Here is a 14,696-nt window from a genome sequence, read left to right as displayed (position 1 = left end):
CGCTCCGCGTACCCTCTCTCCGGGCTCAGAAGCCGAAGTTCTGAGTCCACCAGGGGCCGCCGGGGGCCATGTGCACGCCGACGCCCAGGGTCTTGAAGTCGCAGTTCAGTATGTTCGCCCGGTGGCCTTCGCTGTTCATCCAGGCGTCCATCACCGCCTGGGCATCGGCCTGGCCGCGGGCTATGTTCTCGCCGCCCAGGCCGTCGATGCCCGCTTTCTCGGCGCGGTCCCAGGGGGTCGCCCCGTCCGGATCGGTGTGATCGAAGAAGTCACGGGCGGCCATGTCCTCGCTGAAGTCCTGAGCCAGCGCGGCCAGTGAGCCGTTGGCGCGGACCGGAGAGCAGCCGGCCGCCGCCCGCTCCTGGTTGACCAGGGTCAGGACGGCCGCCTCGGCGGCGGATTCGGCGCCTGAACCGACGGTGTTGCCGCTGCCGTTCCCCGGCGCCTTCGCGGTGGGGGCGGGCACGACGCGTTCGGGCTTCGCGGTCTTCCGGGGCCCGGCCGGCTTCTCCGTGCGCTTGTCCACGGCCTTCTCCCGCTCGGAAGGCTTGGCCGACGGCTTGGCGGAGGGCTTCTCCGCGACCTTCGTGGGCTTGGGCGGCTTGGTCGAAGGAGTTTTCGACGGCGCCTGCGCGCGCCCGGTGTCCTCGGCGGCGGGCGTCGTCGCCCGGTCCGTCGGCTGCGCCGTGCTGCCGCCCTGGGTCTCGAACCCGGCCGGGCCCTCGGCGCGGACCTGGTCCCCCGTGCCCCCGCTGAAGGAGTAGTTCTCCCCGCCGGGAATCAGCCCGGAGGCGACGGCCACGGCGCCCATGGCCACGGCGGCGGAGACACCGAGCAGCCCGGTGCGTACGGGCGCGGCCCGCTTGTTCCGGCGGCGCGCACCAACCTGGTGCCGGCCTGCCGGTGCGTCCGCGTGGTCTGCCGCGGGCCCGGCGGCGGAGCGACGATGGCGTCCCATCTGCTGGCCTTCCTCATGCTTGCTCGACGTGGTCAACGTCAATGCGCCTCACCCGAACGAGTGAGGCCTCATTTCGTCGGGACTGTACGCCATGACGCGTGGGGGCGAAGTGCCTCGTGAGCATTTGGCCAGTTAGCGTGCAGGCATGAACAAAGACGTGCGGCTCACCGCTTGGGTACGCGGCCGAGTACAGGGAGTGGGCTTCCGCTGGTTCACCAGGGCAAACGCTCTGGAGATCGGCGGCATCGCCGGCTTCGCCCTCAACCTGGACGACGGCCGGGTGCAGGTCGTGGCCGAGGGTCCGCGTGAGAATTGCCACCGTCTGCTGGAATGGCTGCGTTCGGACGACACTCCCGGGCGGGTCGAGGGAGTGACCGAGATCTGGGGCACACCGCGCGGCGGTTACGCGGGATTCGAAGTCCGCTGACAGATTTCGGCGCGCGGGCGGCGCCGGCGCATTCCGGAAGTGCCCGTGGTGGGTGTCTGGGACAGAAACGACCTGGTGGTTGCCAAGAAACGCATGTCGTGGAAAGCTGCCGAGGGACGGATGATCTCTACGCCCCCAGGGCCCCGCAGTAGAGGCGGCACGGCGCGCTTTCGCGCCTGCGCGCCCCCGGGCTGCCCGCGATACGGGGCGTGATCGTGTTGACCGTCAAACTTTTTGGTGAGACTCTGGAAGCCCCGCGCACCTTAGCTGTTTGGCATTGAGAACAACAGAGATGACAAGCACCGCGGGTGCGATTCCCTCACGACCCACCACCGCTTCGGTCGGTCACTCAGTGTGGAGGACCATCCATCATGGCAAAGGCGCTTCTCGGTTACGTCGGCGGCTCCGACCCGCGACTCCTCGCCGAGATGCGACGGCTTCAGCAGCGCGTCCAGGATCTTGAGTCCGAGCTCAACCGGATTCAGTCCGAGAACGACGCGCTCAGCGCCGCCGCTCACCACCGCGGAGATTCGCTGCTCGACAGCATCGACATCGACGTACCCCAGGCGGAGCCTGCGCTCACCTGACACGGCTCGTAGGAGAATCCGAGCCCGTCAGGCTGTCCGTATCAGCCGCTTGAGATCTGCTCAAGATCTATCAGCAAGACAATGCAAGGGACGCTTCGGCGTCCCTTCTTTCTTTTCCGCCCTGTGGGTAGGCCTCTTCCCTTACCGTCTGATGTGCCCTGCACCTTCAGGGGTGAAACCGGCGGTGAAAGGTAGAGTGCGGCGGTGCATCTCAAGGCCATGACTCTCCGCGGTTTCAAATCATTCGCATCGGCCACGACATTGCGGTTCGAACCAGGGATCACCTGCGTCGTCGGCCCCAACGGCTCGGGCAAGTCCAACGTGGTGGACGCCCTGTCCTGGGTGATGGGAGAGCAGGGCGCGAAGTCGCTGCGCGGCGGCAAGATGGAGGACGTCATCTTCGCCGGGACGACCGGCCGGCCGCCGCTCGGCCGCGCCGAGGTCTCCCTGACCATTGACAACTCCGACGGTGCGCTGCCCATCGAGTACGCCGAAGTCACCATTACGCGGATCATGTTCCGCAACGGCGGCAGCGAATACCAGATCAATGGCGATACGTGCCGGCTGCTCGATATCCAGGAGTTGCTCTCCGACTCCGGGATAGGGCGCGAGATGCATGTGATCGTCGGGCAGGGCCAGCTCGACTCCGTACTGCATGCCGACCCGATGGGGCGCAGGGCGTTCATCGAGGAGGCCGCAGGCGTTCTCAAGCACCGCAAGCGGAAAGAGAAAGCGCTGCGGAAGCTGGACGCGATGCAGGCGAACCTCTCGCGCATACAGGATCTGACCGACGAGCTGCGGCGGCAGCTCAAGCCGCTCGGGCGGCAGGCGGCGGTGGCGCGGCGGGCCGCCGTCATCCAGGCCGACCTGCGCGACTCCCGGCTGCGGCTGCTCGCCGACGACCTGGTGAAGCTGCGCGACGCGCTGGGCGCGGAGATTGCCGACGAGGCGGCGCTCAAGGAACGCAAGGACGCGGCCGAGGCGCAGCTGAGGGCCGCGCTGGCGCGCGAGGCAGACCTGGAGGAAGAGGTACGCCGCCTCGCTCCGCGACTCCAGCGGGCGCAGCAGACCTGGTACGAGCTGTCGCAGCTGGCGGAGCGGGTGCGTGGCACGGTCTCGCTGGCCGACGCCCGGGTGAAGAGCGCGACAGCTCCGCAGGAGGAGGAGCGGCGCGGGCGCGACCCGGAGGACATGGAGCGCGAGGCCGCCAGGATCCGCGAGCAGGAGGCGGAGCTGGAGGCCGCGCTGGAGGCGGCGCGGCGGGCGCTGGAGGACACGGTCGAACACCGGGCCGAACTCGAACGGGAGCTGGCGGCCGAGGAGCGCAGACTCAAGGACGCGGCGCGGGCCATCGCGGACCGGCGCGAGGGGCTGGCCCGGCTCAGCGGCCAGGTCAACGCGGCCCGCAGCAGGGCCGGGTCCGCCCAGGCGGAGATCGACCGGCTGGCCGCCGCGCACGAGGGTGCCCAGGAGCGAGCCGCTGCCGCGCAGGAGGAGTACGAGCAGCTCAGGGCCGAGGTGGAGGGGCTGGACGCGGGCGAGTCCGAACTGGCCGAGCAGCACGAGGCGGCCAGGCGTGACCTCGCCGAGGCGGAGGCCGGACTCACGGCGGCCCGGGAGGCGGCCACTTCCGCCGAGCGCCGCCGGGCCGCGACGTCCGCGCGGCATGACGCGTTGGCCCTGGGGCTGCGGCGCAAGGACGGCACGGGCGCACTCCTCGCCGCGCAGCCCCGGCTCACCGGCCTGCTGGGCCCGGCGGCGGAGCTTCTCACCGTGACCCCCGGCTACGAGATCCCGGTGGCGGCGGCGCTGGGAGCGGCGGCCGACGCGGTCGCGGTGACCGACCCGGCGACGGCCGCCGAAGCGATCCGCCTGCTGCGCAAGCAGGACGCGGGCCGGGCGGTACTCCTGCCGGGCGGACCGGCGGGCGCAGCACCGGCAGGCCTCCCGGCGGGGACCGTGGCGTTCGGCGGGCGCGACGGGGATACCGGCGCCTCGGCCACCGTCGACGTAGCGCCCCACCGGCCGGCCGACGCCGGTGAGGCAGCCACCGAGCCCCCGGCACCCGAGAGCCCCGGCGCCGCTCACGGCGTACCCGGCCAGGGTGGTGCGTCCGCTCCGGGGGACGTGACTGCTGGTGCTGGTGGGGCCGTAGTCGCAGGGGGTGTGCCGGACTGGGCGGACGTCGCCGGTTCGGCGGGTGCGGGCGGTGAGTGGGACGGGGATGCGGCTTCCGGGACCGGCGTCGTGGGCGGTGTGCCTGGGCAGGGTGGTGCGTCCGGGACTGCGGGTGCGGGCGGTGAGCGGGGCCGGGGTGCGGCTTCCGACGGACTCGGCGCCGCTCACGGCGTACCCGGCCAGGGTGGTGCGTCCGGTTCGGAGGGCGACGCTGCCGGGGGCGGGGTGGCGGGAGCGGCCGCGCGGGGTGGCGTCGTGCACGGCGTGCCCGGCCAGGGTGGTGCGTCCGGGCCGGGGGGCGACGCTGCCGGGGACGGGGTGGCGGGAGCGGTCGTGCGGGGTGGTGTCGTTGCGCTGCGGCGGGAGGGCGGTGGGGTGGCGGCCGTTGCCGAGCTGGTGCGGGGGCCTGCCGGGTTGATGCCTGCCGTGCGGTGGCTCGTGCGGGACATGGTCGTCGTCGGGACGCTGGAGGACGCCGAGGATCTGGTCGCCGCCAGGCCGGAGCTGACCGCTGTGACCGCCGAGGGTGATGTTCTCGGGGCGTACTACGCACACGGCGGCTCGGCGGGGGCGCCGAGCCTGCTGGAGGTGCAGGCCTCCGTCGACGAGGCCGCCGCCGAGCTGGCGGAGCTCGCCGTACGGTGCGAGGAGCTGGCCGGGGCCCAGCACCGGGCAGGGGAGCGGCGTAACGCGTGTGCCGCACTCGTCGAGGAGCTGGCCCAGCGGCGCCGCGCCGCCGACCGGGAGAAGTCGGGCGTCGCGCAGCAGCTCGGGCGGCTCGCCGGGCAGGCGCGTGGCGCCGCGGGCGAGGCCGAGCGGTCGGCCGCCGCCGCCGCCCGCGCCCAGGAAGCGCTGGAGCGGGCCACCGAGGAGGCCCAGGAGCTGGCCGAGCGCCTGCTGGCGGCCGAGGAAGCGCCCGTAGAGGAAGAGCCGGACACTTCCCTGCGGGACCGGCTCGCCGCCGACGGGGCCAACGCCCGCCAGACCGAGATGGAGGCCCGGCTCCAGGTCCGCACGCACGAGGAGCGGGTCAAGGGGCTCGCCGGACGGGCCGACGCCCTCGACCGGGGGGCGCGCGCGGAGCGTGAGGCGCGGGCGCGCGTCGAGCAGCGGCGCGCGCGGCTGCGGCACGAGGCGCAGGTGGCGGCGGCCGTCGCGTCCGGTGCGCGGCAACTGCTGGCCCATGCCGAGGTGTCGCTCGTACGGGCCGACGAGGAGCGGGCCGCGGCCGAGGCGGCCAAGGCGGAGTGCGAGCGGGAACTGGCGGCCGAGCGCGGCCGCGGCCGCGACCTGAAGGGCGAGCTCGACAAGCTGACGGATTCCGTTCACCGCGGCGAGGTGCTCGGCGCCGAGAAGCGGCTGCGCATCGAGCAGTTGGAGACGAAGGCGCTGGAGGAACTGGGCGTGGAGCCGGCGGGACTGGTGGCGGAGTACGGGCCCGATCAGCCCGTACCACCGTCGCCGCCCGCCGAGGGCGAGGACGTGCCCCAGGACCCGCAGGACCCCCGCAACCAGCCGCGGCCGTTCGTGCGCGGGGAGCAGGAGAAGCGGCTCCGGGCGGCCGAACGGGCGTACCAGCAGCTCGGGAAGGTGAACCCGCTGGCTCTGGAGGAGTTCGCCGCACTGGAGGAGCGCCACAAGTTCCTCTCCGAGCAGCTTGAAGACCTGAAGAAGACGCGCACCGACCTGATGCAGGTGATCAAGGAGGTCGACGAGCGCGTCGAGCAGGTCTTCAGCGAGGCGTTCCGCGATACGGCGAGGGAGTTCGAAGGGGTTTTCTCGCGGCTCTTCCCGGGCGGCGAGGGCCGGCTGATCCTGACCGATCCCGACAACATGCTCACCACGGGAGTGGACGTCGAGGCCCGGCCGCCCGGCAAGAAGGTCAAGCGGCTCTCGCTGCTCTCCGGCGGCGAGCGGTCGCTGACCGCCGTGGCCATGCTGGTGTCGATCTTCAAGGCCAGACCGAGCCCGTTCTACGTGATGGACGAGGTCGAGGCCGCGCTCGACGACACCAACCTCCAGCGGCTCATCCGGATCATGGAGGAACTCCAGGAGAGCTCGCAGCTGATCGTGATCACCCACCAGAAGCGGACGATGGAGGTCGCCGACGCGCTGTACGGCGTCTCGATGCAGGGGGACGGCGTCTCCAAGGTCATCAGCCAGCGTCTTCGCTGAGCGCCACCCGGCCGCGTCGTCTCACCTTCAAACCTTGAACACAAGCTGCCACGCCGTGTCCACGAATTTCACATTGCCTTGCTCTTGACTTCGAAACCTGAAGGCATAGTCTCGGCAACGTCGTTTTTACCTTCAAGTGGTGCGCAGCGCCAGGCTGTGCCCCACTTGAAGTGCTTGCCCCCCACGCCAGGCGACGCGGCCAGGCCTCAGGAGTTGATGTGACCAGCACAGCGCAACCACCGGCGTCCGGAGCCCGCGAGGCCCACCCGGACCACCTCGGCCACGTCATCTTCATCACGGCGGCAGCCGCGATGGGCGGCTTCCTCTTCGGCTATGACAGCTCGGTGATCAACGGCGCGGTCGAAGGCATCCGAGGCAAGTACGACGTAGGATCCGCGACCCTCGCCCAGGTCATCGCGATCGCCCTGATCGGCTGCGCCATCGGCGCCGCCACCGCGGGCCGGATCGCCGACCGCATCGGCCGCATCCGCGTCATGCAGATCGCGGCCGCACTGTTCACGGTCAGCGCCGTCGGCTCCGCCCTCCCGTTCGCCCTGTGGGACCTCGCCTTCTGGCGGGTGCTCGGCGGTATCGCCATCGGCATGGCCTCGGTCATCGGCCCGGCCTACATCGCCGAGGTCGCCCCGCCGGCGTACCGCGGCCGCCTCGGCTCCTTCCAGCAGGCCGCGATCGTCATCGGCATCGCGGTCTCCCAGCTCGTCAACTGGGGCATCCTCAACCTGGCCGACGGCGACCAGCGCGGCAAGCTGCTCGGTATCGAGGCCTGGCAGGTCATGCTCGGTGTGATGGTGGTCCCGGCCGTCCTCTACGGCATGCTCTCCTTCGTCATCCCCGAGTCGCCGCGCTTCCTCATCTCCGTCGGCAAGGTCGACAAGGCCAAGGCGATCCTGGCCGACGTCGAGGGCAAGAACGTCGACCTCGACCTGCGCGTCACCGAGATCGAGAACGCCATGCGCAGCGAGCACAAGTCCACCTTCAAGGACCTGCTCGGCAGCCGCTTCGGCTTCCTGCCCATCGTCTGGATCGGCATCGGCCTCTCGGTCTTCCAGCAGCTCGTCGGTATCAACGTCGCCTTCTACTACTCCGCGACGCTGTGGCAGTCGGTCGGCATCAACCCGAGCGACTCGTTCTTCTACTCGTTCACGACGTCGATCATCAACATCGTCGGCACCGTGATCGCCATGATGCTCGTCGACCGGATCGGCCGCAGGCCGCTCGCCCTCATCGGCTCGACCGGCATGGCGCTCGCCCTCGCCTTCGAGGCCTGGGCCTTCTCCGCCGACCTCATCGACGGCAAACTGCCCCACACCCAGGGCATCGTCGCGCTGATCGCCGCCCACGTCTTCGTGCTCTTCTTCGCCCTCTCGTGGGGTGTCGTCGTCTGGGTCTTCCTCGGCGAGATGTTCCCGAACCGGCTGCGCGCCGCCGCGCTCGGCGTCGCCGCCTCCGCACAGTGGATCGCCAACTGGGCGATCACCGCGAGCTTCCCGAGCCTGTCCGAGTGGAACCTCTCGGGGACGTACGTGATCTACACATTCTTCGCCCTGCTCTCGATCCCCTTCGTGCTCAAGTTCGTGAAGGAGACCAAGGGCAAGGCGTTGGAGGAGATGGGCTAACCCCCGCTGCCCCTCTCCTCGAACACGGCACTGCCCCGGCTCACCCGCTGAGCCGGGGCAGTACGTTTTCCGAGAACAGCTGCAGACTGCGCCAGCCCTCGTCCACCGGCATCCCGCCGCACAGCGGATGCAGTACGAGACTCTCCGCCGCGAGCGCCACGCACTCGTCCGGCGTCACGACCCGGTAGACCCCCTCGTCGCGCAGCTCATCGACGGTGGCCGCCCGCGACCGTACGGCCGACGTGACGTCCTTGGACTGCCAGGAGGCGTACGTCTGCGCCTCGTGCAGGAAGTGCTCCCCGTACTCGGCCCACGTACGGTCCGGATCCTGTGCGACATGCAGCATCGGCGTCTCGGCGGCCGGCATCACGCAGAAGCCGCCGGTCCCGAACTCCGCCCGCTTCGCGTCGTAGTAGGCCTCCAGCTCGGGCAGGTGCGCGCTCGGGAAGAACGGCAGGCCGAAGCGGGCCGCGCGCCGGGCCGCCGCCCGCGACGACCCGCCGACCAGCAGGGGCGGATGCGGCCGCGTGTACGGGCGCGGCGTGACCCGCACGGTGCGGCCGCGGTACGGGAAGGGCTCGCCGGTCCACGCCAGCAGCAGCGTTTCGAGCACCTCGTCCTGGAGGCTGCCGCGCCGCCCCCAGTCGACGCCCAGCTGCTCGTACTCCTCCGGCCGGTAGCCGATGCCCGCGACGGTGACCAGGCGTCCCTGGCCGATCAGGTCGAGTACGGCGATGTCCTCGGCCAGCCGCAGCGGCTCGTACAGCGGCCCGATGACCGCCGAGACGGTGACCGAGATGCGCCGCGTCGCGCCGAGGACCGAGCCCGCGAAGACGAAGGGGGAGGGGATCCAGCCGTTGGCGGCGCCGTGGTGCTCCTCGGTCTGGACGGTGTCGATGCCGCGGTCGTCGGCGTACGCCGCCATCTCCAGGGCGGCGCGGTAACGGGCCGCGTGCGTCTCGGGGGTCGCGTCGGGATCGACGAGGTTGAAGCGGACCACTGTGAAGGCCATGACGAAACGTCCCCCTCCGCCGGGTGTCTATGTGGCGAAGGGGGACGTTAGTTGACGTTACGTCAGATGGACAGGCTGCCGACGGGCTCGGGCGCCTTCTCGGCCCCGGCCCTGTGCTCCGGCTCCACGGCCCTCGTCCTCGGCAGCACCGCGTACAGCAGCGCCGCCACGACGATCGTCGCCGCCCAGCCCAGGCCGTTGCGCCCGATCCAGGAACCGGCGAGCGGCCCGGTGAACCAGTCGACCTTGGTGAACAGCAGGCCCACCACCAGCGCGACGCCCCACGCCGTCATGGCCTGCCAGGCGAAACCGCCCCGGTACCAGTAGCCGCTGGTGCGGGTGGTGTCCATCAGCGCCTCACCGTCGTACGTACGACGGCTCAGCATGTCCACACCGAAGACACCGATCCACGCGGAGAACGCCACGGCCAGCAGCGTCAGGAAGGAGATGAACGAACCGAAGAAGCTCGTCGCCACCACCATCAGCAGGAAGCCGAAGACCAGGCTGATGACCGCGTTGACGCTGACGGCCCAGGCGCGCGGCACGTTGATGCCCAGCGTCTGCGCGGTGAAGCCGGCCGAGTACATCGACATCGAGTTGATCAGCAGCATGCCGATCAGGGCGATCAGCAGATACGGAACGGCGATCCAGCTCGGCAGCAGCTCGCCGATGAAGGACACCGGGTCCTTGGCCGACGCCAGGTCCGGCGTACTGACGGCCATCACCGCACCCATGAGCACCATCGGCAGGACGACGACGCCCGCGCCGCCGACGGTGGCGCCGACCATGCCCTTGGCCGACGCCGTGCGCGGCAGGTAGCGGGTGAAGTCGGGGCCCGAAGGCACCCAGCTGATGCCGCCGGCCGCGATGGTGCCGATGCCCGCGATCATCATCGCGGTGGAACCGGCCGGCTTGGCGAACACGGCGGCCCAGTCCGTGCTGGCGATCAGGTAGATCAGCACGAGCACGCTGAACGCGCCGAAGAGGTACGCCGACCAGGTGCTGCACCGGCGCAGGGCGTTGATGCCAAGACCGGAGACGAGGAACGTGCAGCCCACGAAGAGCAGCAGCGTCACGACGATCAGGGTGGTGTTGCTCTTGATGCCGAAGAGCAGATCGAGCACGGTCAGCACGGCGTACGCACCGGTCACCGCGTTGATCGTCTCCCAGCCCCAGCGCGCGATCCAGATCAGCGAGCCGGGGAAGAGGTTGCCCCGCTGGCCGAACACCGCCCTGGAGAGCGCCATGCCGGGCGACCCGCCGCGCTTGCCCGCGATCGAGATCAGGCCGGTCAGTCCGTACGAGACGACGGGCGCCGCGACGGCGACGGCCAGCACCTGCCAGATGTTCAGGCGGTTGAAGACCACCAGCCCTGCGCCCATGGTGAGCAGCAGCACGCTGATGTTGGCGGCGACCCAGGTGGGGAAGAGTTCACGGACGCGGCCCGAGCGCTCGTTGTCGGGGACGGGCTCAAGACCGCGGGTCTCTATCGCGCCCTCGGACTCCGGGGCGACGGTTTCTGGCATGGGGGAACTCCGTGCAGGGGTGGGGGGACCAACAGCATCTTACGGGCAGACGAACGTACGGTCCCCCCAAAAGGTCCAAATCCTCCTCAAGGCTCTCGTGTGATCCTCCTAGCAGACCCGTCCCGTACGGGTGTGGCTGATACTGGGTGGGTTATGGAAATCGTCATCCTTGCTGTAGTCATCGCCCTGGTCGCGATCGGCGCCATCAGTGGGCTCGTGGTCAGCAGCCGCAAGAAGAAGAAGCTGCCGCCCCAGGCGCCGCCGAGCACGCCGACCATCACCGCCCCGCCCGCCGAACCGCAGGTCGGCGAGGACGCGGCGCCACCGCGCGACGAAGCGCGCCGGACCATCGAGGAGGTGGATCTCCCCGACGCGTCGACCGCCGTCCAGGAGCCCGTCGCCGTCGAGGACCCGGTCGTCGCCGCACCCGTCGCGCCCGAGATCGAGATCCCCGAGCCCACCGCCGGCCGCCTGGTGCGGCTGCGCACCCGGCTCGCCCGCTCGCAGAACACCCTCGGCAAGGGTCTGCTGACCCTGCTCTCGCGTGAACACCTCGACGAGGACACCTGGGAGGAGATCGAGGACACCCTGCTCACCGCGGACGTCGGCGTGGCCCCGACCCAGGAACTGGTCGAGCGGCTGCGCGAGCGCGTACGGGTGCTCGGCACGCGTACGCCGGACGAGCTGCGCGTCCAGCTCCGCGAGGAGCTGCTCAACCTGCTCGGTACGGACATGGACCGCGCGGTGAAGACCGAGAGCGGCGCCGACATTCCGGGCATCGTCATGGTCGTCGGCGTCAACGGCACCGGCAAGACCACCACCACCGGCAAGCTCGCCCGCGTACTGGTGGCCGACGGCCGCAGCGTGGTGCTGGGCGCGGCGGACACCTTCCGCGCGGCGGCCACCGACCAGCTCCAGACCTGGGGCGACCGGGTCGGCGCGCGCACGGTGCGCGGGCCCGAGGGCGGCGACCCGGCGTCGGTCGCCTTCGACGCGGTGAAGGAAGGTATCGCCGAGGGTGCGGACGTCGTACTCATCGACACGGCCGGCCGGCTGCACACCAAGGCAGGGCTCATGGACGAGCTCGGCAAGGTCAAGCGCGTCGTGGAGAAGCACGGCCCGCTCGACGAGGTGCTGCTGGTGCTGGATGCGACGACCGGGCAGAACGGTCTGGTGCAGGCGCGGGTCTTCGCGGAGGTCGTGGACATCACCGGCATCGTGCTGACGAAGCTGGACGGCACGGCGAAGGGCGGCATCGTGATCGCGGTGCAGCGCGAGCTGGGTGTGCCGGTGAAGCTGATCGGGCTCGGCGAGGGTGCGGACGACCTGGCTCCGTTCGAGCCGGAGGCGTTCGTGGACGCCCTGATCGGCGACTAGCCGCCGATCAGGGCGACCGGGGCGCGGCCCCGGACCCCGAAGGCCTCAATCGCCGGACGGGCTCTCTTGAAGCCCGTCCGGCGATTGAGGCCTTCGCTACGCCGGCGACCGGTGCGCCACGTACGCCAGGGTCCCGACCAGCAACCGCGCCTGGGGCGGCGCCAGGGCCGTGTCCAGGGCCGGCGGGCGCAGCCAGCGGACCGGGCCGAGGCCGGCCAGGTCGGACGGCGGCGCCGTGATGTGGTCGCCGGGGCCCAGGCCGCGCAGGTCGAGGTCCGCGTCGTCCCAGCCCATCCGGTAGAGAAGCCGGGGCAGCTCGGCGGCGGCTCCCGGCGCGACGAGGAAGTGGGCCCGGCCGTCCGGAGTCGCGGTCACCGGCCCCAGCGGCAGCCCCATCCGCTCCAGCCGTACGAGCGCCCGGCGCCCTGCGGCCTCGGCGACCTCGATGACGTCGAACGTACGGCCCACAGGCAGCAGCACCGCCGCGCCCGGGAACTCCGACCAGGTCTTGGTCACGTCGTCGAGAGAGGCGCCGGCCGGCACCTCGGGCGCGAAGTCCAGCGGATGGGCGCCGGGTGCCCGGCACGCCGTATCGCCGCACGAGCAGGCCCGCGCTCCCGCACCCGCCGCACCGGAACCCGCTCTGGCGCCCGGCACCACCGCCCAGCCCCACAGCCCGGTGTACTCCGCCACCGTTGTGCAGTCCGACATGCGGCCGCGGCGCCGTGAGCCGGACCGCGTCTCCCGGCCGATCGTGAAGCCCATGCCCCCTCCAACGGGTCCAGTGCGCCGGTGGTTACGACTTGGAGTCAACCTGTGACGCTCCGCTGCCGTCGAGGTGGTCCGGCGGCGCACAGGATCACTGGAGGTGGTGCGGGCCGGACCGGGCGCCCCGGCGCACATCGCTCCGCCAACTCCTGATCGGCGTCTGTCAAGTGAATCGCGCCCGGCGGCGGGGGAGTTCATTCGATGGGGTGGCGAATGGTGGCGTTTGTGGAATCGCCATGGCCGGAGGGGTGATCGTAGGATTACTTTCGGTACACGAAATCCGGAATAACCGCGCTTGTGGGTATGCCTGAGGCAACCCGTTTTCCTGTTCGAGGGGGCGCATCCCCGGGACAACAGGCCGCAACTCACGGCATTCTGTCAGGGGTTAGGGCAAAGAGGCTTCAGCGGGATGGGGGCGTTCCAGTGAGCGGCAGTGGCGCAGGCGGTACGAACGCTGGAAAGCGCCCGAACGAGCAGCTGGGCTCGTGGTTCGTGCGCAGCGGCTGGTCCAAGGGCGAGCTCGCGCGTCAAGTGAACCGCAGGGCGCGCCAGATGGGCGCGCACCACATCAGCACGGACACCTCGCGGGTACGCCGCTGGCTGGACGGCGAGCAGCCGCGCGAGCCGATCCCGCGCATCCTGTCCGAGCTCTTCTCCGAGCGCTTCGGCAGCGTCGTCGCCGTCGAGGACCTCGGACTGCGCTCCGCGCACCAGTCACCGTCCGTGTCGGGCGTCGACCTGCCCTGGGCGGGCCCGCAGACGGTCGCGCTGCTCAGCGAGTTCTCGCGCAGCGACCTGATGCTCGCGCGCCGCGGCTTCCTCGGCACCTCGCTGGCGCTCGCCGCCGGACCGGCGCTCATCGAGCCCATGCAGCGCTGGCTCGTTCCCGCGCCCGCCGGCGAGCCGCGCCGCCCGGAACCGGCCGGATCGTCGCGACGGCCGTCCCGGCTCTCCAGGCCGGAGCTCGACCTGCTGGAGTCCACGACCATGATGTTCCGCCAGTGGGACGCCCAGTGCGGCGGCGGACTGCGGCGCAAGGCGGTCGTCGGACAGCTGCACGAAGTGACGGACCTGCTCCAGGAACCGCAGCCCGAAGCCACCTCCAAGCGGCTCTTCAAATGCGCCGCCGAGCTGGCCGAGCTGGCCGGCTGGATGAGTTACGACGTGGGCCTGCAGCCCACCGCCCAGAAGTACTTCGTCCTCGCGCTGCACGCCGCCAAGGAAGCGGGCGACAAGCCCTTCGGGTCGTACGTCCTGTCCAGCATGAGCCGCCAGATGATCCACCTCGGCCGGCCCGACGACGCGCTGGAGCTCATCCACCTCGCGCAGTACGGCAGCCGCGACTGCGCCACCCCCAGGACCCAGGCCATGCTGTATGCGATGGAGGCCCGCGCCTACGCCAACATCGGCCAGCCCAGCAAGTGCAAACGGGCCGTCCGGATGGCCGAGGACACCTTCGCCGACGCGGGCCTGGACGGCGAGCCCGAGCCCGACTGGATCCGCTTCTTCTCCGAGGCCGAGCTCAACGGCGAGAACGCCCACTCGTACCGCGACCTGGCCTATGTCGCCGGCCGCAGCCCCAGCTACGCCTCGCTCGCCGAACCCGTCATGGAGCGCGCGGTCGAGCTCTTCGGGAGGGACGAGGAGCACCAGCGTTCGTACGCACTCAACCTCATCGGCATGGCCACCGTGCACCTCCTCAAGCGCGAGCCCGAGCAGTCCGTCGTACTGGCCGAAAAGGCCCTGGGCGTCGCCAGGCGCGTCCGCTCCGAGCGGGTCAACACCCGGCTCCGCAAGACCGTCGACACCGCCGCCAGGGACTTCGGCGACGTGGCGGAGGTCGTCGACCTCACCGACCAGCTCGCAGCCCAGCTCCCCGAAGCCGCCGAAGCGGTCTGAGGGCCCGGCCCGGCGGCCGCCACAGACGCCGGTCGCGACAGCCACCCCGTGAAGCCCGACTCGGCTCCCCCGCGCCAGGTCGAACGGGTAGCGGTCGCGGCCGGTTTTTTGATGGTTGCGACACGATAACGGCCGTACGGGCCCCGGTCCGG

At 70.9% G+C, this 14,696-nt stretch carries 10 protein-coding genes; 6 read left to right on the top strand and 4 right to left on the bottom strand.

Annotation, left to right across the window (positions count from 1 at the left end; translation table 11 throughout):
* Window positions 1-25: 25 nt before the first annotated feature.
* The gene (locus G412_RS0125595) at window positions 26-958 is read right to left on the bottom strand and encodes a CAP domain-containing protein (RefSeq protein WP_028814577.1); all 933 of its coding nucleotides are present in this window, start codon (window positions 956-958) and stop codon (window positions 26-28) included.
* A 145-nt stretch (window positions 959-1,103) separates the two neighbouring features.
* Between G412_RS0125595 and G412_RS0125590 the strand changes: the two genes are divergently transcribed.
* The 4 genes from G412_RS0125590 (at window position 1,104) to G412_RS0125575 (ending at window position 7,962) form a co-directional block, all read left to right on the top strand.
* The gene (locus G412_RS0125590; RefSeq protein WP_028814576.1) at window positions 1,104-1,385 is read left to right on the top strand and encodes an acylphosphatase; all 282 of its coding nucleotides are present in this window, start codon (window positions 1,104-1,106) and stop codon (window positions 1,383-1,385) included.
* A 371-nt stretch (window positions 1,386-1,756) separates the two neighbouring features.
* Window positions 1,757-1,972, top strand: a complete 216-nt coding sequence (locus G412_RS0125585; RefSeq protein ID WP_028814575.1) for a hypothetical protein — start codon at window positions 1,757-1,759, stop codon at window positions 1,970-1,972.
* Window positions 1,973-2,176: 204 nt separating this feature from the next.
* On the top strand, window positions 2,177-6,325 hold the full coding sequence (locus G412_RS0125580; protein WP_028814574.1) for a chromosome segregation SMC family protein: 4,149 nt from the start codon (window positions 2,177-2,179) through the stop codon (window positions 6,323-6,325).
* Window positions 6,326-6,543: 218 nt separating this feature from the next.
* Window positions 6,544-7,962, top strand: a complete 1,419-nt coding sequence (locus tag G412_RS0125575; protein WP_028814573.1) for a sugar porter family MFS transporter — start codon at window positions 6,544-6,546, stop codon at window positions 7,960-7,962.
* A gap of 40 nt (window positions 7,963-8,002) precedes the next feature.
* On the opposite strand, the gene G412_RS0125570 is transcribed toward G412_RS0125575, so the two are convergent.
* Window positions 8,003-8,974, bottom strand: coding sequence for an LLM class flavin-dependent oxidoreductase (locus G412_RS0125570; protein WP_028814572.1), 972 nt, complete (start codon window positions 8,972-8,974; stop codon window positions 8,003-8,005).
* Window positions 8,975-9,036: 62 nt separating this feature from the next.
* Window positions 9,037-10,500 carry a cytosine permease gene (locus tag G412_RS0125565; protein WP_028814571.1) on the bottom strand — a complete coding sequence of 488 codons (1,464 nt, stop codon included), beginning with the start codon at window positions 10,498-10,500 and terminating at the stop codon, window positions 9,037-9,039.
* A 153-nt stretch (window positions 10,501-10,653) separates the two neighbouring features.
* On the opposite strand from G412_RS0125565, the gene ftsY reads away from it, so the two are divergent.
* Window positions 10,654-11,877, top strand: a complete 1,224-nt coding sequence (gene ftsY, locus G412_RS0125560; protein ID WP_028814570.1) for a signal recognition particle-docking protein FtsY — start codon at window positions 10,654-10,656, stop codon at window positions 11,875-11,877.
* 96 nt (window positions 11,878-11,973) lie between these two features.
* Here the strand turns inward: ftsY and G412_RS0125555 are convergent, their stop codons facing one another.
* The gene (locus G412_RS0125555; protein WP_028814569.1) at window positions 11,974-12,642 is read right to left on the bottom strand and encodes a bifunctional DNA primase/polymerase; all 669 of its coding nucleotides are present in this window, start codon (window positions 12,640-12,642) and stop codon (window positions 11,974-11,976) included.
* A gap of 426 nt (window positions 12,643-13,068) precedes the next feature.
* Between G412_RS0125555 and nsdA the strand changes: the two genes are divergently transcribed.
* Window positions 13,069-14,544, top strand: a complete 1,476-nt coding sequence (gene nsdA, locus G412_RS0125550) for a transcriptional repressor NsdA (RefSeq protein ID WP_028814568.1) — start codon at window positions 13,069-13,071, stop codon at window positions 14,542-14,544.
* Window positions 14,545-14,696: the final 152 nt, after the last annotated feature.

It is taken from the genome of Streptomyces flavidovirens DSM 40150 (assembly GCF_000429085.1).
Taxonomy (GTDB): domain Bacteria; phylum Actinomycetota; class Actinomycetes; order Streptomycetales; family Streptomycetaceae; genus Streptomyces; species Streptomyces flavidovirens.
The sequence above is the reverse complement of the archived record's forward strand: the minus strand, read 5'-3'. Positions and strand labels throughout refer to the sequence as shown.

Coding starts and splice junctions, on each gene's coding strand:
- G412_RS0125595 (WP_028814577.1), bottom strand. CDS start 958: ATGGGACGCCATCGTCGCTCCGCCGCCGGGCCCGCGGCAGACCACGCG.
- G412_RS0125590 (WP_028814576.1), top strand. CDS start 1,104: ATGAACAAAGACGTGCGGCTCACCGCTTGGGTACGCGGCCGAGTACAG.
- G412_RS0125585 (WP_028814575.1), top strand. CDS start 1,757: ATGGCAAAGGCGCTTCTCGGTTACGTCGGCGGCTCCGACCCGCGACTC.
- G412_RS0125570 (WP_028814572.1), bottom strand. CDS start 8,974: ATGGCCTTCACAGTGGTCCGCTTCAACCTCGTCGATCCCGACGCGACC.
- G412_RS0125565 (WP_028814571.1), bottom strand. CDS start 10,500: ATGCCAGAAACCGTCGCCCCGGAGTCCGAGGGCGCGATAGAGACCCGC.
- ftsY (WP_028814570.1), top strand. CDS start 10,654: ATGGAAATCGTCATCCTTGCTGTAGTCATCGCCCTGGTCGCGATCGGC.
- G412_RS0125555 (WP_028814569.1), bottom strand. CDS start 12,642: ATGGGCTTCACGATCGGCCGGGAGACGCGGTCCGGCTCACGGCGCCGC.